Raw genomic sequence first — 15253 nt, 5'->3', positions numbered from 1 at the left:
CAAGCGGTGGACGGCAATCTATGATTTGTCCATTATAGTAGACGCTTGACGAGGAGAGCAACATGCAGATACGCGATGCCCATGCGGGCGATATCGAGGCCATACTGGCCATCTACAACGATGCCGTCAGCAATACCCTGGCCATCTGGAATGAACGTACGGTCGATGCGGCCAACCGCGCCGCCTGGCTGGCCGACCGCCAACGGGCCGGCTACCCGGTGCTCGTCGCCATCGATGCGGAGGGAAAGGTCGCTGGCTACGCCTCGTTTGGCGACTGGCGCCCGTTCGAGGGTTTTCGGCATACGGTCGAGCATTCCGTGTACGTGCGCGCCGACAGTCGCGGCGCCGGCGTCGGCAAGACCTTGATGGTGGAATTGATAGCGCGGGCGCGCGGCTTGGGCAAGCACGTGATGGTGGCGGGCATCGAAGCGGGCAATGCCGGCTCGATCGCCCTGCACAAGCAGCTGGGCTTCGAGGAAGTGGGATTGATGCGCCAGGTGGGCACCAAGTTCGGCGCCTGGCTGGACCTGGCATTCTTGCAGCTGCAGCTCGATACCCGCAGCGATCCGGACGGCATCGCGCCGCCCGGCTAAGCAAGCATCAGGGATCGATCTCCGGTGGCGGACGGCGCAGCGCCATATGTTCCCACACGGCCACCAATACCAGCACGCAGCTGGTGATGCAGGCCAGGGTCAGCGGCGAATACAGGCGGCCGTAGGCCATCGGGATCAGCGCCAGGATGATCAAAATGCCCAGCAGATGCGACAGTGGCGGCGCGGCGCGCTCGCTGCTGACCCATTTGAACAGGGCATTGCCCAGCAAATACAGGATCGGGCCGCCCAGCAAGGCGCTGATGCCGGCGAAGCTCGCTTCGTCCGGATGCACGAGGGCCAGTTCATCGGCCACGGCGCTGACGATCACGCCGCCCACGATCAGCACGTGGATATACGTGTAGGCCTTGCGGGCGATGCGGCCCGGGTCTTTCGAGTGGGCGATGCGGTGGTGGCCCGCCTCGGCGCCCGTGTCGAAATAAATCCACCACATGGCGATGCTGCCGACCAGGGCCGACAGGAAGCCCAGCCAGTTGGCGGCCGTCCATTCCAGGCCCGCGAACGTGGCGCCCGTCACCAGCAGGGATTCACCGAGGGCGATGATGACGAACAGGCCGCAGCGCTCGGCCATGTGGCTGCCATCGACGTCCCAGTCGGCCGTCGTCGAGCGGCCCAGGCCAGGCAGGCCGAACTGCATCCAGGGGCCGGCCAGGTCAATCGCCAGTGCCAGCATCCACCAGAAGATGCGCTGCTCGGGCGACGCGACGCCGCCGGCGATCCAGAAGATGCCGGACAACACCGCCCACAGGGCAATGCGCTGGAAATTGCGGCGGCGCGACAGCGCTTCATGGCGCACGGCCCACCAGGCAAACAGGGGCCGCCCCACCTGCATGGCGACGTAGGCGCCAGCAAAGGCCAGGCCCCGCGTGCCGAACGCTTCGGGAATCGAGGCCGACATGATCAGGCCGCCCAGCATCAGCGCGAACAGGCTGATGCGCACGGGTATGCGTTCGGGGTCGAGCCAGTTGGTGATCCACGACGTAAAGATCCACACCCACCAGACGGCCATCAGCAGCAAGCCCGTCTGCAGCCAGCCCATGGCGCTCAGGTGGGCCAGCAAGCCGTGCGACAGCTGCGTGACGGCAAACACGAACACGAGATCGAAGAACAGCTCGATCATGCCCACCTTGCCGCTGTCCAACCCGCCGCGCGTGCGCAACAGCGATTTTGTCAATTCCATAGCTACTCTTTCATTCATGCTTGATTAAAACGGTTGATCCTGGACTTTATAACTTTACGGGTGTCAACAAGGGCAAGCCGGCAAAGTGCGCGGCCAGGTTATCGACGACCAGTTGCCCCATCGCATGGCGCGTTTCCACGGTCAGGCTGCCCACGTGGGGCGTCAGCACGACGTTGGGCAAGGCGCGCAAGGCGTTTGGTACGCGCGGTTCGTCCGCAAACACGTCGAGGCCGGCTGCGCCCAGGTGGCCATCCTGCAAGGCGGCGATCATGGCGTCTTCGTCGATCAGCGCGCCACGGGCGATGTTGATCAGGGTGCCTTGCGGACCGAGCGCATCGAGAATGGTGCGGTCGACGATCTTGCGCGTGGCCGGCGTGCCCGGTGCGCAGACGATCAGATAATCGCTTTCCTGCGCCAGGGCCAGCAGCGATTCGGCGCGCGGCACGTCGGTGCCGGCAATGGCGCGCGGCTGGAAATAGCGGACGTGGATGCCGAAAGCGGCCAGGCGCAGCGCGATGGCTTGCCCGATCTGGCCGAAACCGAAGATGCCGGCCGTCTTGCCGCGCAGGCTAGATGCCGGGGTGATGGCCTCGCGGCGCTCCCAGCCGCCGTCGCGCACGAAACGGTCGAGCGCCACAATGTGCCGCGCGCTGGCCAGCAGCAAGGCCAGCGCCGCGTCGGCCACGTCGTCCGTCAGCACGTTCGGCGTGGTGGTGACGGCGATGCCCCGTTCGCGTGCCACGTCGAGCGCCACGCCATCGAGGCCCACGCCATTGACGGCGACGATTTCCAGCGCGGGCAGCAAACCCATGTCGGTGGCGTTCAAGCCCAGCGCGCCCGTCGTGACGACGGCGCGGATGGACGGCGCGCGCTCGGCCAGCCAGGCGTGGCGTTCGTCCGCCGGCACTTGCCAGGCGTGGTTGCAACTATATTGCTGTTCCAGCTGCGCGTTGACGGCAGCCGAAGGGCTGGGAGCGAGAATGAGGAGTTCGGGTGGCATGGGCGTCCTGGGTCGTGTCACATGAATTGCAGACGCAACTTAGCATATTTGAGGCCACGCCGGGGATGGCATACCCTGTTACAGCCCCTAAAACCCTGTACGCCGTGCGGTCTTTGCCTGGCATGGATCACGCTTGCATCATGCGTAGGTCGGCTTAGCCCAACGGGCGTAAGCCGACAAGCGCCGCCGCGCAACCTGTCAGATTACGCTGCGCTAATCTGACCTACACATCTGAAACGTAGGTCGGCTTGGCCCAACGGGCGCAAGCCGACGGGCGACGCCACGAAGATTGCCAGACCGCATCAACCCGGGCAAGGCACTCTTTTGACCTTGCCGCCCGTCTTGAACGGGTCGGCGCCCGCGCCCGGGTTGGCGTCCAGGCCAAAGCACGTGGCCCCGCCAGCGCTGACGACGCGCGTGACGGGGCGGCCGTCGGCCGTCAGGTATTCTTCCACGCGGATGACGGGGCCGCCGCGCCAGGCGGAGGCGACCAGCTTCTGGAAGGTGCTGTCGCTCTTGAGTTCGGCCGTGGCCAGCCATGGCTTGTCTTGTTTGAGCTCGCCGCGCAAGGCCTTGTCGGCGGCGCCTGCGGCCAGCCGGGCGCGCGTGCGCAAGTCTCCGACGGACGGCGCCGTGGCGGGTGCGGCAGGAAACTCCTCGGCGGGAACGGTGATGGCTTCCGCTGCGACGGCCGGTGGCGCAACGATGGCGGACGGCGCGACAGGCGGCACAGCGCCACGCGCACGCGGCATGGGAACCGGCATGGGCAAGGGCATCGGCGGCGCCTGCGGCGTTGGCCGGGGCGGCAGCAGGGTCATGAAAGCCACTTCCGTGTATTGCTTGAGTTGCCGCGGCGGCAGGAGCAGGAAATAAAGACCCAGCACGTGCATGGCCAGGATCAGCACGACGGCCGCGCCCTTCAGGCTCAAGCCCTCCCGCATGCGCATGGAAGCGGACTGTAGATGGCGGAGCAATGGCATGCGGTTTCCTGTGGGCGCGGGGCGCGATAACCCATTTTAGCGAAACTTGACCATAGGCATTAATAAATCCATAAGGTATCGGTTGACGCCCCTTTTCCTGCCAGATTCCAGTACCGCGGCTTGCCGGTTGTTGTACAAATGGCGACTTTTTGATCGCTTTCTCACACTTTCCCACGCATGTCGCCGCGCTGGAATATAATGATAATCATTCTCATTAATATCCAGATAACACCATGCGCTCCTTCCACCTCGTCCCTACCCCGTTCGCCCTGGCCGCATTCCTGCTGGCCAGCGCCGCCGCTCATGCCCAAACCGTTCCGGCAGACAGCGGCGCGCAAACCATGCCGACCATTGTCGTCAATGCCTCGGCCGATGCGTCGGCGGAAGGCTTGTCGAAGGCGTATGCGGGTGGCCAGGTGGCGCGTGGCGGGCGCATGGGTATCCTCGGGTCCGTGGACATGATGGATTCGCCATTCGGCAGCACCAGTTATACCCAGCAATTCATTGCCGACCAGCAGGCGCGCAGCGTGGGCGACTTGCTGCAAAGCGATGCGGCCGTGCGCATGTCGCGCGGCTATGGCAATTTCCAGGAAGTATATGTCATCCGCGGTTTCGCCCTCGATTCGGACGACGTGGCCTACAACGGCCTGTACGGCGTGCTGCCCCGTCAATATGTTTCGCCGGAATTGCTCGAGCGCGTGGAAGTGTTCCGTGGCGCCAGCGCCTTTCTCAACGGCGCGGCGCCGGGCGGCAGCGGCATCGGCGGCGCCATCAACCTGATGCCCAAGCGCGCCGGCAACACGCCGTTGACGGAACTGACGGTGGGCGTGGAATCGGGCGGCCACGCCTATGCGGCCATCGACGTGGCGCGCCGCTTTGGCGACAACCAGGAATTTGGCGTGCGCGTGAACGCCGCCAAGCGCCAGGGCGAGACCAGCATCAAGCGCGAAGACCACGACGTGGGCATGTTTTCCGTCGGCCTCGACTATCGCGGCCGCGGCTACCGCCTGTCGGCCGATGCCGGCTACCAGAATTTCGATCTGACGGCGCCGCGCCCTTCCATCAACACGGGCAGCCTGACGGCCTTGCCGGGCGCGCCCGATGCGTCGAAGAACTTTGCCCAGCCGTGGAGCTATTCGAAGGAACACGATGTGTTCGGCACGGCGCGCGCCGAAGTGGACCTGGCCAAGGATGTCGTGGCCTGGGCCGCGTTCGGCAGCCGTTCGACGAAGGAGTCGAACAGCCTGGCCCAACCGACGTTGACCTCGCTTAATGGCGATGCCAGCGTGTACCGCTTCGACAATGCGCGCAAGCAGGAAATCCGCACGGGCGAGCTGGGCATCCGCGGCAAGCTCACGACGGGCGCCGTCCGGCACACTCTGGTGGCCAGCTGGTCCGGCCATTGGAACGAGGCGAAGAATGCGTATGCGATCAGCGACTACGCGGGCTTGCCGACGAATATCTACCGTCCGTTGGACGTGGCCATGCCGCCCACCCTGTCCGCCAACTCGGGTGGCGTGATGAGCGATCCGCGCCTGACGCAAAAAACCATCCTCAGCAGCTACGCCGTGGCCGATACCATGGCCTTCCTCGACGACCGCCTGCTGCTGACCGTGGGCCTGCGCCGCCAGCAGATCCGCGACGCCGCGTATGCCTACGGCACGGCCGTGCAATATTCCAGCTATGACAAGAGCGCCACGACACCCGTGGCCGGCATCGTCTACAAGGCCAGCAAGAACGTGTCGCTGTACGCCAACTACATCGAGGCGCTGGTCAAGGGCCCCGTTGCCAGCGGCACCTATTTTGATGGCAAGAATGACGTGCCACTGAGCAACAAAGGCGAAGTCTTCTCGCCCTACAAATCGAAGCAGAAGGAAATCGGCATCAAGTATGACGGCGGCAGGCTGGGCATGAGCGCCGCCCTGTTTTCCACCGCCAAGCCTTTGCCGGCCGTGGTCGGCTCGCGCGCCACCCTGTCGGGCGAACAGCGCAACCAGGGCCTGGAACTGTCCGTCTTCGGCACGCCGATGGCGGGCGTGCGCCTGCTGGGCGGCCTAACCTGGCTCGATACGGAACAGCGCAAGACGGACAAGCCGGCCAACAATGGCAAGAATGCCATCGGCGCGCCAAAGACACAGCTCAGCGTGGGTGGCGAATGGGACGTTCCCAACGCGCCAGGCTTGAGCCTGAACGCCCGTACCGTCTACACGTCGACGCAGTATGCGGATCTGGCCAACAGCAAGCAATTGCCATCGTGGACCCGCGTCGACATCGGCGCCCGTTACCTGACGCAGGTGGCGGGCCATGACGTGACCTTGCGCGCGCGCATCGACAACGTGGCCGACCGCAGCTACTGGGCCTCGGCCGTCTCTTCGTTCGACGCGGGCAGCCTGGTGCTGGCCGCACCGCGCACCTTCGTCGTCTCGGGTAGCGTGGCATTTTAAAGAGCTGGCAGTCCATGCCGTCACGAAAGCTGCCTTCGGGCAGCTTTTTTTCGCGTGTGCGCCTGTGCCGCAAGCGGCGCTTCGGCGACAATGCCCGCATGAGAATCCCTGCCCTGCTATTGCTGATCGCCACTGCCCTGCCCGCCGCAGCCCAAAAGCAGGCGGCCTGCCCGTATGCCGCCTGGAAAAGCGGCTTCCAGGGCGATGCGCGGGCGCAAGCCACGTGTTTGCTGCGTCCAGTGAAATTGTATGCGCGCCTGGGCGACAGCGCGCCGCTGCCGGCGTTTCTTGCCACCCGCATCGGCCAGCGCACGGGCATCGCGCCGGCCAAGCTGCGCGCGTGGCTGGCGCAGCAATCGATCAGCGAGGCGGACGTGGGCGGTGCCGTCGATGCGCCATTGTCGCGCGCCGTGGGCCGGCTGGCCGCGCCCATGGCCCGCTATTTCGTCATCCACGACACCAGCTATCCGAATTTCCTGCTGGAGCCCATTCCCGGCCACATCAACGACGCCAGCTGGGATTTCAACGATTTCAATCTACGCAATCCCGCGCTGGGCGGCGGCCCGAAAGGCCATGTCTATGTCAACCGCCTGGGCGGCTCCCTGGCCGTGCGCGACTTCGGCACGGCCAGCTACGCCAGCAAGCTGGAAAAGGACAAGCCGTCGCTGACGGGCCTGTTCCTGCACGTGGAACTGGTGCAGCCGCGCAACTCCGTGCCCGGCGGCGGCAAGGGCAACGATGGACTGGCGCCCGATCCCGGTTTTACGCCCGCGCAATACGAGCGGCTGGCCCTGCTGTACATCGCCGCCAGCGTGCGCAAGGGCACGTGGCTGATCCCCGCCTTCCACGCCGTGCTCGATACGGGCTATGCGAATGGCCATGACGATCCGCAGAACTTTTCGCTGGAGCAATGGGATACAGCCCTCGGTCATTTGAGCGCCGTCATGACAGGCGCCGACGCGCCGAATTGAACACCACCCGCACGCCGATTTGGAGGATACTGTACCTCCCGCTTTTCACCGCGCGGGTGCCGTGCTGTCGATGGAGAGCTGCGATGACCTATGCCTCTGACCAGAAAATGCACGTGCTGGACATGCCCGCCCGCACGCGGCGCATCTTCAGCATGCGTGATGCCGTGCTTACGCAGTGGGAACACGAGGTGCGTGCCAAGGTGCGCGGCGCCGACGCCTTGCTGACACCCATATTGATCAACACCTTGCCCGCCTTCTTCGATAACCTGGCCGAAGCGCTGACGCCAGGCTATCCGCGCGACGATGCCACCAGTAACACCAACGCACCGGCCGTGCACGGCAACGAACGGGCGCGCATGACCAGCTATGGTCCGGAACAGGTGATCCAGGAATACCAGATCTTCCGCGACTGTTTCGCCGATGCGGCCCTCGACGCGGGCGTGCCGCTGCGGCGCCGCGACTGGAAGGTGATCAATGCCTCGATCGATACGGGCATCCGCGAAGCCATCCTGGAATTTACGGCCATGCATGAAAGCTTCCAGCGGCGCATCGCCGCTGGCCTGTCGCACGATATGCGCAATCCCCTCTCCGTCATGCTCAACAGCGCCCAGCTGCTGCAGCGGCGAGCGCAGCAGCTCGACGTGCCGGCCCTGGCGTCGAAAATCATCGAACACGGCAAGCGCCTCGACGAGATGATCCAGGAATTGCTCGATACGCTCAGCTACCACCGGGGGCAAAAGCTGCCGCTGGTCTTGCATCGCTTCGATATCCTGCCGCTGGCAAGGCAGGTGGCCGACAGCGTGAATACGGGCCATCCGGGCAAGTGCGAGGTCACGGGCGCGTCCGTCACCGGCTGGTGGTGCGAGAATTCGCTGCGCCGCGCCTTGGAAAACCTCGTGGGCAACGCCCTCAAGTACGGCGACGACGGCCCCATCCATATCCACATCAACACCCTGCGCGAACGCATGATACTCACCGTGCACAACACGGGCAGCACTATCGCCCCGGAGCAGACCGAGCGCATCTTCGAATACCTGCGCCGCGAACACCAGGGCAGCGCGCCCGGCTGGGGCATCGGCCTGCCTTTCGTGCAAAATGTGGCGGAAAGCCACGGCGGCAGCGCGCTGGTCGACAGCGCGCCGGAAACGGGCACCACGTTTACCATCGACCTGCCCATCGATTGCCGCCCCTTCGTCACGCCCGACGCTTGAGCTCACCGCTACCTGCCCCAACACCGGCACTTTCCGCGCAGTAACGCACCAATACGGTGCGGATGACGGATTTATGCCACAAAAATGGTCATTTTTTACACACTTTCAGGTGTGCGGCATTGGCACGCTTCCTGCTGAGCTATAGTCAGACACGGCTCAAGGGAAATCACAACATGGCAAATTTTTTCAATGAAATGACTGCAAATGAAGTGGGTACGGACAGCAAGGTACGTGAACACTATCGTGAATTCAGCAACTGGCTGGAGCAGCAATCCCCCGAGACCATCGCCCGCAAGCGGGCCGAGGCCGACCTGACGTTCCGCCGGGTCGGCATCACGTTCGCCGTCTACGGCGACGATGCCGGCACGGAACGCCTGATTCCGTTCGACACCATCCCCCGCATCATCCCCGCCGCCGAATGGGCGCAGATGCAGACGGGCCTGGTGCAGCGCGTGCAAGCCTTGAACATGTTTATCCATGATATTTATCATGAGCAAAACATCATCAAGGCGGGCATCATTCCTGCCGAGCAAATCTACAAGAATGCCCAGTACCGCCCGGAAATGCAGGGCATTTCCGTCGCCTCCGACATTTACGCCCACATCGCCGGCGTCGACATCGTGCGCGCGGGCCAGGGCGAATTCTATGTGCTGGAAGACAATCTGCGCGTGCCGTCCGGCGTATCCTACATGCTGGAAGACCGCAAGATGATGATGCGGCTGTTCCCGGAACTGTTCGCGCGCAACCGCATCGCGCCCGTCGACCATTACCCGGACATGCTGCTCGACAACCTGCGCTCCGTCGCGCCCATGGGCGTCGATGACCCCACGGTCGTCGTCATGACGCCCGGCATGTACAACTCCGCCTATTTCGAGCACGCCTTCCTGGCCCAGCAGATGGGCGTGGAACTGGTGGAAGGCAAGGATCTGTTCGTCAACGACAATTCCGTCTACATGCGCACGACGCGCGGCCCCAAGAGAGTCGACGTGATCTACCGCCGTGTGGACGACGACTTCCTCGACCCGCTGGCCTTCCGTTCCGACTCGTCCCTGGGCGTGCCGGGCCTGCTGTCCGTGTACCGCGCCGGCCGGGTGACCCTGGCGAACGCCATCGGCACGGGCGTGGCCGACGACAAGTCGATCTATCCTTTTGTACCCGACATGATCAAGTTTTATCTGTCGCAAGAGCCGATATTGAATAACGTGCCCACGTACCAGTGCCGCAAGAGCGCCGATTTGTCCTACGTGCTGGCGAACCTGGCGCAACTTGTCGTCAAGGAAGTGCATGGCGCGGGCGGCTACGGCATGCTGGTGGGGCCGGCGTCCAGCGCCGCGCAAATCGAGGATTTCCGCCAGCGCCTGTTGGCCAATCCGGGCGGCTACATCGCCCAGCCGACACTCGCCCTGTCCGCCTGCCCCACGTATGTCGAGGCCGGCATCGCCCCGCGCCACATCGATTTGCGCCCGTTCGTGCTGTCCGGCAAGACGATTTCCATGGTGCCCGGCGGCCTGACCCGCGTGGCACTCGGTGAAGGTTCGCTGGTGGTCAACTCCTCGCAAGGGGGCGGCACCAAGGATACCTGGGTACTGGAAGCCACATCCGCTTTTGCAGGAGAGAAAACATGCTGAGCCGCACCGCCGATCATTTGTTCTGGATGGCCCGCTACACGGAGCGGGCGGAAAACACGGCGCGCATGCTCGACGTCAATATGCAGACCTCGATGCTGCCCCAGTCCGAACAGGACGCGGAGCAAGGCTGGCGCGCCACCCTGGGTATTTCCGAGCTGCAAAGCGCGTACGACCACAAATATGGCCGTTTCCACACGCGCGACGTGCTCGACTTCATGGTGCGCGACCCGAACAACCCGTCGTCCATCCTCGCCTGCCTGACGGGGGCGCGCGAAAACGCCCGCGCCGTGCGGGGGACTTTGACGACGGAAGTGTGGGAAATCCAGAACGCCACCTGGCTCGACATGCAGAAGCGTTTGAAAAGCAATCTGCTGGAAACGGACCCCAGCCAGTTCTTCGAGTGGGTCAAGTACCGCTCGCACCTGTCGCGCGGCGTGACCCTGGGCACCATGCTCAAGGACGAGGCCATCCACTTCATTCGCCTGGGCACCTTCCTCGAGCGGGCCGATAACACGGCGCGCATCCTCGACGTGAAGTTCCACGGCGCGCGCGACACGTCGAAAGACATCACCCAGCGCGACTTTTATTACTGGGCGGCCCTGCTGCGCTCCGTCTCGGGCTTCGAGATCTACCGCAAGGTCTACCGCGACGTGATCACCCCGGAACGGGTGGCGGAATTGCTGATGCTGCGCGGGGACATGCCCAGGTCGCTCCTGGCCTGCATGGATGACGTGGTGGAAAACCTGAAACATATCCGCAACGATGTCTCGGCCGATACGGAGCGCTTCGCCGGCAAATTGCACGCGGAACTGAAATTCGGCCATATCGACGACATCATGAAGGCGGGCTTGCATCTGACCCTGACGGAGTTTCTAGAAAACATCAATGACCTGGGCAACCGGGTCAGCCGCGACTTCCTTGTTCCCTTGGCGGCCTGATGCAGCTCACGATCCGCCACGAAACCCATTACGCCTATAGTGCGCCGCTGGCCTACACCATCCAGCAGCTGCACCTGACGCCGCGTATCGAGCCGCAGCAGCGCGCCCTGTCCTGGCAAATCACGACGCCGGGCCAGTGCCACGCCTACACGGATGCCTACGGCAACTTGTCGCACATGCTGACGATTAACGGTAGCCATCACTCCCTGAGCCTGGTGGCGCATGGCGTGGTGGAAACCATCTACCCGCACAAGGGACGGCTGAACCTGATCGACACCTTGTCGCCCTTGCTGTTTACCATGCCGACGCCGCTGACGCAGGCCGATCCCGCCATTCTCGACCTGGCGGCCGCCAGCCTGCCGGACCGGAGCGTGACGGCGGGCACGGGCCATCTGCTGCGCCTGGCCGAGCACATCGTCGGCAAGGTCGCGTATGAAAGCGGCGCCACCATGGTCACCACCACGGCCGGCGACGCGCTGGCCCTGGGACGCGGCGTGTGCCAGGATCACGCCCACCTGTTCCTCGCCTGCTGCCACGCCTGGGGCATCCCGGCACGCTATGTGTCCGGCTATATCGATCCGGGCACGACAGGGCACGCGGCCAGCCATGCCTGGGTCGACGCGTGGGCCGAAGACACGGATTTCGCGGGCTGGGTCAGCATCGACGTCACGCATGCGCGGCTGATGACGGATGCGTATTGCCGCCTGGCCATCGGGCGCGATTACGATTCGGCGGCCCCCGTGCGCGGCGTGCGCCAGGGTGGCGGCACGGAAACGTTAAGAGTCGATGTGCAGATCGTGCCCGTGTAAACAGGCAGGAATGAGGCTGGCCGGGCCTTGCCGGCGGTATGCCGGGCCCGGCTGGTGTAAAATGCTTCCCCTTTTGATTTGATTTACGACGATGACTTATTGCATAGGCATGCGCCTGAACGAAGGCCTGGTCTTCCTGTCCGACTCCCGCACCAACGCCGGCGTGGACCAGGTGGGCACCTTCCGCAAGATGAGCGTGTTCGAAAACCCGGGCGACCGCATGCTGGTCCTGATGACGGCCGGCAATTTGTCGATCTCGCAGGCGATCCGCCAGATTGTTTCCGAACACGTGGATGCGGACGGGCGCAGCATCTGGAACGTGGCCAGCATGTACGATGCAGCCCGTATCGTGGGCGAAGCCGTGCGCACCGTGCACCTGCGCGAAGCGAAAGCCCTGGCCGACTGCGGCATCGATTTCAACGTCAGCATCATTCTGGGCGGGCAGATAGGCGCCGAGCGCTGCCGCCTGTTCCAGGTGTATTCGGCCGGCAATTTCATCGAATCGCATGATGAAAACACGTATTTCCAGATCGGCGAAGCGAAATATGGCAAGCCCATCATCGACCGGGTCGTCAATCCGTTCACGCGCCTGGACGAGGCGGCCAAGTGCGCGCTGATCTCCATGGATTCGACCTTGCGCTCGAACATTTCCGTCGGCTTGCCGCTCGACCTGCTCGTCTACGAGACGGGCAGCCTTGCCGTCACGCGCTTTGTCACCATCGATGAAAAGAACCAGTATTTCCGCATGATCCGCGACACGTGGGGCGAGCAATTGAAACAGGTGTTCGAAGGCATCGTCGATCCCGTGTGGAACGCGGCGCCCGAGACGACGACGAACGTGCTGTCGTCCGCCAACATGCACAGCAAGCCCGTGCGCGTGGCCATTCCCGAGCACGTGAGCCGCGGCGGCCTGACCGTGGCACCGCTGCAATCGTTGGCGCAGCAGTTCAGCGACGACAAGCAGCATTGATCTGCCGCGCACCGCCTGCGCGCGATGCTGGACAAGTCGCTTTTCGCGTGCTTTTATGGCAATATGGGTTGATATTTAATCCAGATTGACCTGAAAGGCAGGTAGCGCATGGACTTGATCACTTCCGCCGTCGTGGCGGCCATCGGGCATGGCGCGCCCGGCCATGCGCCCGAAACCGTCGCCAGCCACTATGAGCGGCTCAAGCAGGCCATCGCCAAGTTCGACAGCGCCGCCGCCATCCTGGCCGCCATCGCCGCACTGGAAGCCGAGCCTGCCAATAACCAGCTGCAACTGGCCCTGTCGGCCGCCCTGTCCAGCGCGAAAGTGCCGGACGACATGGAAACCCTGTTTGCCGCGCAAGGCTTGCTCGATGCGGTGCAGCGGCCTTTGCCCCAGGCACCCGACGTGGAGGCCGCGCCCGCCCCGGCCGATAAAAGCGCCGTCGTGTCGAATTATGCTGTAGTCAAAGTATATTTCGCCACGGACCGCCAGCGCGACGTGGGCAAGCCGCCGGCCCAGCGCTTCAGCGGCGAACGCAACATCATGGGCGGCAATGGCCCGCTCAGCTATGGCAGCTGCGACATCAGCATCCCCCGCGACCACCGCATGGGCCAGCTGGAATCGCCGTCGCTGTGGCGGCTGGAATTTCGCGACGACCCGGCCAAGCACGTGGTGGTGCTGTCCGCCGAGGTGCAGGACCGCGACAATTTCTTTGCCGCACTCAAAACCCAGATCCGCGCCTCGGCCGATAAAAGCGCCTTTGTCTTCGTGCACGGCTACAACGTGAGTTTCGAAGACGCGGCGCGGCGCACGGGACAGATGGCCTACGACCTCGGTTTCGATGGCGCGCCCGTGTTCTACAGCTGGCCGTCGCGTGGCGAAGTGGCCGGCTACACCATCGATGAAAACAATATCGAATGGAGCACGCCCCACATCACGGCCTTCCTGGCCGACTTTCTCGCCAGCACGGAGGCGGCGCAAGTCTATCTGGTGGGCCACAGCATGGGCAGCCGGGGCCTGGCGCGGGCCGTGGCCGACTTGCTGGCCGCGCAGCCGGAGCTGGCGCAAAAGATCACGGAAATCATCCTCTCCGCACCCGATATCGACGCGGCCATCTTCAAGCACGATATCGCGCCGAAACTGGCCGGCGCGCGCAACCCCGTCACCTTGTATGCCTCGTCGCAAGACCTGGCGCTGGCCGCCTCGAAAGCCGTGCACGGCTATGCGCGCGCGGGCGACAGCGGCGCCGGCATGCTGATCGTGGCCGGCGTGGAAACCATCGACGCCACCGGGGTCGACACGAGCTTCATGAAACACACGTATTTCGCGGAAAAGCGCTCCGCCCTGTCCGACATGTTTTATCTGATACGCAACCATGCGCGCGCCGACCAGCGCTTTCTCGACCCCGTCGACACGGCGGCCGGCCGCTATTGGACGTTCAAACCGTGACGCCGTTCCATCGGGAGCGGCACGCATGCTAAGATACGGCCCATAGGGTGGCAACAGGCACGGCGATGACGCCGCCAGCCGATCCCCCGCAAGCAGGCCTATCATGTTGACATCATCTTCTACACCGCAAGCCGAATCGCTGATCCGCAACACCAACGCCCGCGTCACCAAGACGCGCGTGAAGGTGCTCGACTTTTTAATGGCGCAAAGCCGTTCGCTGACCCACCATGAAATCCAGCAGGCGCTGTCGCAGGACAGCGATATCGATTCCGTCACCCTGTACCGGGTACTGGAATGGCTGACGGAAAATGAACTGGTGCACCGCATCGCGGGCGCCGACCAGGTGTGGCGCTTCAGCGCGGGCGCCGGCCACCAGGCGCACGAGCACGCGCACTTCCAGTGCACCAAATGCGCGAACGTCACCTGTTTCAACGAAGTCAAGCTGCCGCCGCCCGTGCTGTTGCCGGAAGGTTTCAGCGGCGGCGAAGTCGATTACCTGATCAAGGGTTTGTGCCCGCGCTGCAAATAGCGGGTATCACTTGAGCAGCAAGGCCAGGTGATGCTCGTCATAAAATAGTTCGCCCACGCGCATCGAGCGCGGCTCCGTGCCATAGGCGATAAATCCCAGCGATTCATACAGCCGCAAGGCGGCATTGTTTTCCGCATTCACGCTCAAGTGCACTTGCATGATGGCAGGGTCCGTCTCGGCCTGTTCGATGCAGGCGTTCACGAGGCGCCGCGCCACGCCCTTGCCCCGCTGCGTCACATCGACGAACACGCCCCATAGCAGGGCCTTGTGCGACAACTGGCGCATCCTTTCGCGCTGCAATCCGGCAAAACCGACGAGACGTTCGCCATCGAAGGCCCCAAAGCCGCGCAGAAAGGCGCCGCCGGCAATGCGCTGCGCATGTTCTTGCGGCGTGCGCGCCAGCTCATCCTCGCGCGACGAGGAAAACGAGCTGGGCGAATCGAGGATGGCGCGCAGGCGCAGCGCGCAAAAGGCGGGGGTGTCTGCTGGCGTCAGCAGGCGGATGACGATCTCGGGTGCGGGCATGGTGGAAT

General features: G+C 63.9%; 14 protein-coding genes. 10 read left to right on the top strand and 4 right to left on the bottom strand.

The window, feature by feature from the left end:
- Positions 1–62 precede the first annotated feature (62 nt).
- A complete protein-coding gene (locus tag VM94_RS21285; protein ID WP_046685226.1) occupies positions 63–593 on the top strand; it encodes a GNAT family N-acetyltransferase in 531 nt (176 codons plus the stop codon).
- Between the two features lie 7 nt (positions 594–600).
- Here VM94_RS21285 and VM94_RS21280 read toward each other — a convergent pair whose 3' ends face one another.
- The 3 genes from VM94_RS21280 to VM94_RS21270 all read right to left on the bottom strand — a co-directional run bounded on the left by VM94_RS21280 (position 601) and on the right by VM94_RS21270 (position 3771).
- Positions 601–1785 (bottom strand): low temperature requirement protein A, encoded by a 1185-nt coding sequence (locus tag VM94_RS21280; protein ID WP_409929625.1) that lies wholly within the window; start codon positions 1783–1785, stop codon positions 601–603.
- Positions 1786–1837: 52 nt separating this feature from the next.
- Positions 1838–2791, bottom strand: a complete 954-nt coding sequence (locus VM94_RS21275; RefSeq protein ID WP_046685224.1) for a 2-hydroxyacid dehydrogenase — start codon at positions 2789–2791, stop codon at positions 1838–1840.
- Between the two features lie 302 nt (positions 2792–3093).
- Positions 3094–3771 carry a hypothetical protein gene (locus VM94_RS21270; protein WP_138829081.1) on the bottom strand — a complete coding sequence of 226 codons (678 nt, stop codon included), beginning with the start codon at positions 3769–3771 and terminating at the stop codon, positions 3094–3096.
- 233 nt (positions 3772–4004) lie between these two features.
- On the opposite strand from VM94_RS21270, the gene VM94_RS21265 reads away from it, so the two are divergent.
- The 9 genes from VM94_RS21265 to VM94_RS21225 all read left to right on the top strand — a co-directional run bounded on the left by VM94_RS21265 (position 4005) and on the right by VM94_RS21225 (position 14720).
- The gene (locus tag VM94_RS21265; protein ID WP_046685222.1) at positions 4005–6215 is read left to right on the top strand and encodes a TonB-dependent receptor; all 2211 of its coding nucleotides are present in this window, start codon (positions 4005–4007) and stop codon (positions 6213–6215) included.
- 14 nt (positions 6216–6229) lie between these two features.
- Positions 6230–7186, top strand: a complete 957-nt coding sequence (locus VM94_RS21260) for a hypothetical protein (RefSeq protein ID WP_052755863.1) — start codon at positions 6230–6232, stop codon at positions 7184–7186.
- 83 nt (positions 7187–7269) lie between these two features.
- Positions 7270–8397: a sensor histidine kinase gene (locus VM94_RS21255; protein WP_046685221.1), complete on the top strand. Its 1128-nt coding sequence runs from the start codon at positions 7270–7272 to the stop codon at positions 8395–8397.
- Between the two features lie 173 nt (positions 8398–8570).
- Entirely contained in the window at positions 8571–10025 is a 1455-nt protein-coding gene (locus VM94_RS21250) for a circularly permuted type 2 ATP-grasp protein (protein ID WP_046685220.1), read from the top strand.
- Complete coding sequence (locus VM94_RS21245; RefSeq protein WP_046685219.1) at positions 10019–10963, top strand: alpha-E domain-containing protein; 945 nt, start codon at positions 10019–10021, stop codon at positions 10961–10963. Before VM94_RS21250 ends, VM94_RS21245 begins: the two co-directional genes overlap by 7 nt.
- Positions 10963–11772: a transglutaminase family protein gene (locus VM94_RS21240; protein ID WP_034748328.1), complete on the top strand. Its 810-nt coding sequence runs from the start codon at positions 10963–10965 to the stop codon at positions 11770–11772. The genes VM94_RS21245 and VM94_RS21240 overlap by 1 nt, the downstream gene beginning before the upstream one ends.
- Before the next feature lie 91 nt (positions 11773–11863).
- Positions 11864–12742, top strand: a complete 879-nt coding sequence (locus VM94_RS21235; protein WP_034748331.1) for a peptidase — start codon at positions 11864–11866, stop codon at positions 12740–12742.
- A gap of 108 nt (positions 12743–12850) precedes the next feature.
- Positions 12851–14191, top strand: coding sequence for an alpha/beta hydrolase (locus VM94_RS29375; protein ID WP_046685218.1), 1341 nt, complete (start codon positions 12851–12853; stop codon positions 14189–14191).
- A 103-nt stretch (positions 14192–14294) separates the two neighbouring features.
- The gene (locus VM94_RS21225) at positions 14295–14720 is read left to right on the top strand and encodes a Fur family transcriptional regulator (protein WP_034787417.1); all 426 of its coding nucleotides are present in this window, start codon (positions 14295–14297) and stop codon (positions 14718–14720) included.
- Between the two features lie 6 nt (positions 14721–14726).
- Here the strand turns inward: VM94_RS21225 and VM94_RS21220 are convergent, their stop codons facing one another.
- Entirely contained in the window at positions 14727–15245 is a 519-nt protein-coding gene (locus tag VM94_RS21220; protein ID WP_046685217.1) for a GNAT family N-acetyltransferase, read from the bottom strand.
- Positions 15246–15253 lie beyond the last annotated feature (8 nt).

Origin of the sequence: Janthinobacterium sp. KBS0711 (genome assembly GCF_000988085.1) — a bacterium.
In the GTDB taxonomy this organism is placed as follows: Bacteria; Pseudomonadota; Gammaproteobacteria; order Burkholderiales; family Burkholderiaceae_D; genus Janthinobacterium; species Janthinobacterium lividum_E.
Note: the sequence above shows the minus strand (reverse complement) of the source record. Positions and strands in the feature narration are given on the sequence as shown.

Coding starts and splice junctions, on each gene's coding strand:
- VM94_RS21275 (WP_046685224.1), bottom strand. CDS start 2,791: ATGCCACCCGAACTCCTCATTCTCGCTCCCAGCCCTTCGGCTGCCGTC.
- VM94_RS21245 (WP_046685219.1), top strand. CDS start 10,019: ATGCTGAGCCGCACCGCCGATCATTTGTTCTGGATGGCCCGCTACACG.
- VM94_RS21240 (WP_034748328.1), top strand. CDS start 10,963: ATGCAGCTCACGATCCGCCACGAAACCCATTACGCCTATAGTGCGCCG.
- VM94_RS21265 (WP_046685222.1), top strand. CDS start 4,005: ATGCGCTCCTTCCACCTCGTCCCTACCCCGTTCGCCCTGGCCGCATTC.
- VM94_RS21225 (WP_034787417.1), top strand. CDS start 14,295: ATGTTGACATCATCTTCTACACCGCAAGCCGAATCGCTGATCCGCAAC.
- VM94_RS21220 (WP_046685217.1), bottom strand. CDS start 15,245: ATGCCCGCACCCGAGATCGTCATCCGCCTGCTGACGCCAGCAGACACC.
- VM94_RS21235 (WP_034748331.1), top strand. CDS start 11,864: ATGACTTATTGCATAGGCATGCGCCTGAACGAAGGCCTGGTCTTCCTG.
- VM94_RS21285 (WP_046685226.1), top strand. CDS start 63: ATGCAGATACGCGATGCCCATGCGGGCGATATCGAGGCCATACTGGCC.
- VM94_RS21270 (WP_138829081.1), bottom strand. CDS start 3,771: ATGCCATTGCTCCGCCATCTACAGTCCGCTTCCATGCGCATGCGGGAG.
- VM94_RS21260 (WP_052755863.1), top strand. CDS start 6,230: ATGCCGTCACGAAAGCTGCCTTCGGGCAGCTTTTTTTCGCGTGTGCGC.
- VM94_RS29375 (WP_046685218.1), top strand. CDS start 12,851: ATGGACTTGATCACTTCCGCCGTCGTGGCGGCCATCGGGCATGGCGCG.
- VM94_RS21250 (WP_046685220.1), top strand. CDS start 8,571: ATGGCAAATTTTTTCAATGAAATGACTGCAAATGAAGTGGGTACGGAC.
- VM94_RS21255 (WP_046685221.1), top strand. CDS start 7,270: ATGACCTATGCCTCTGACCAGAAAATGCACGTGCTGGACATGCCCGCC.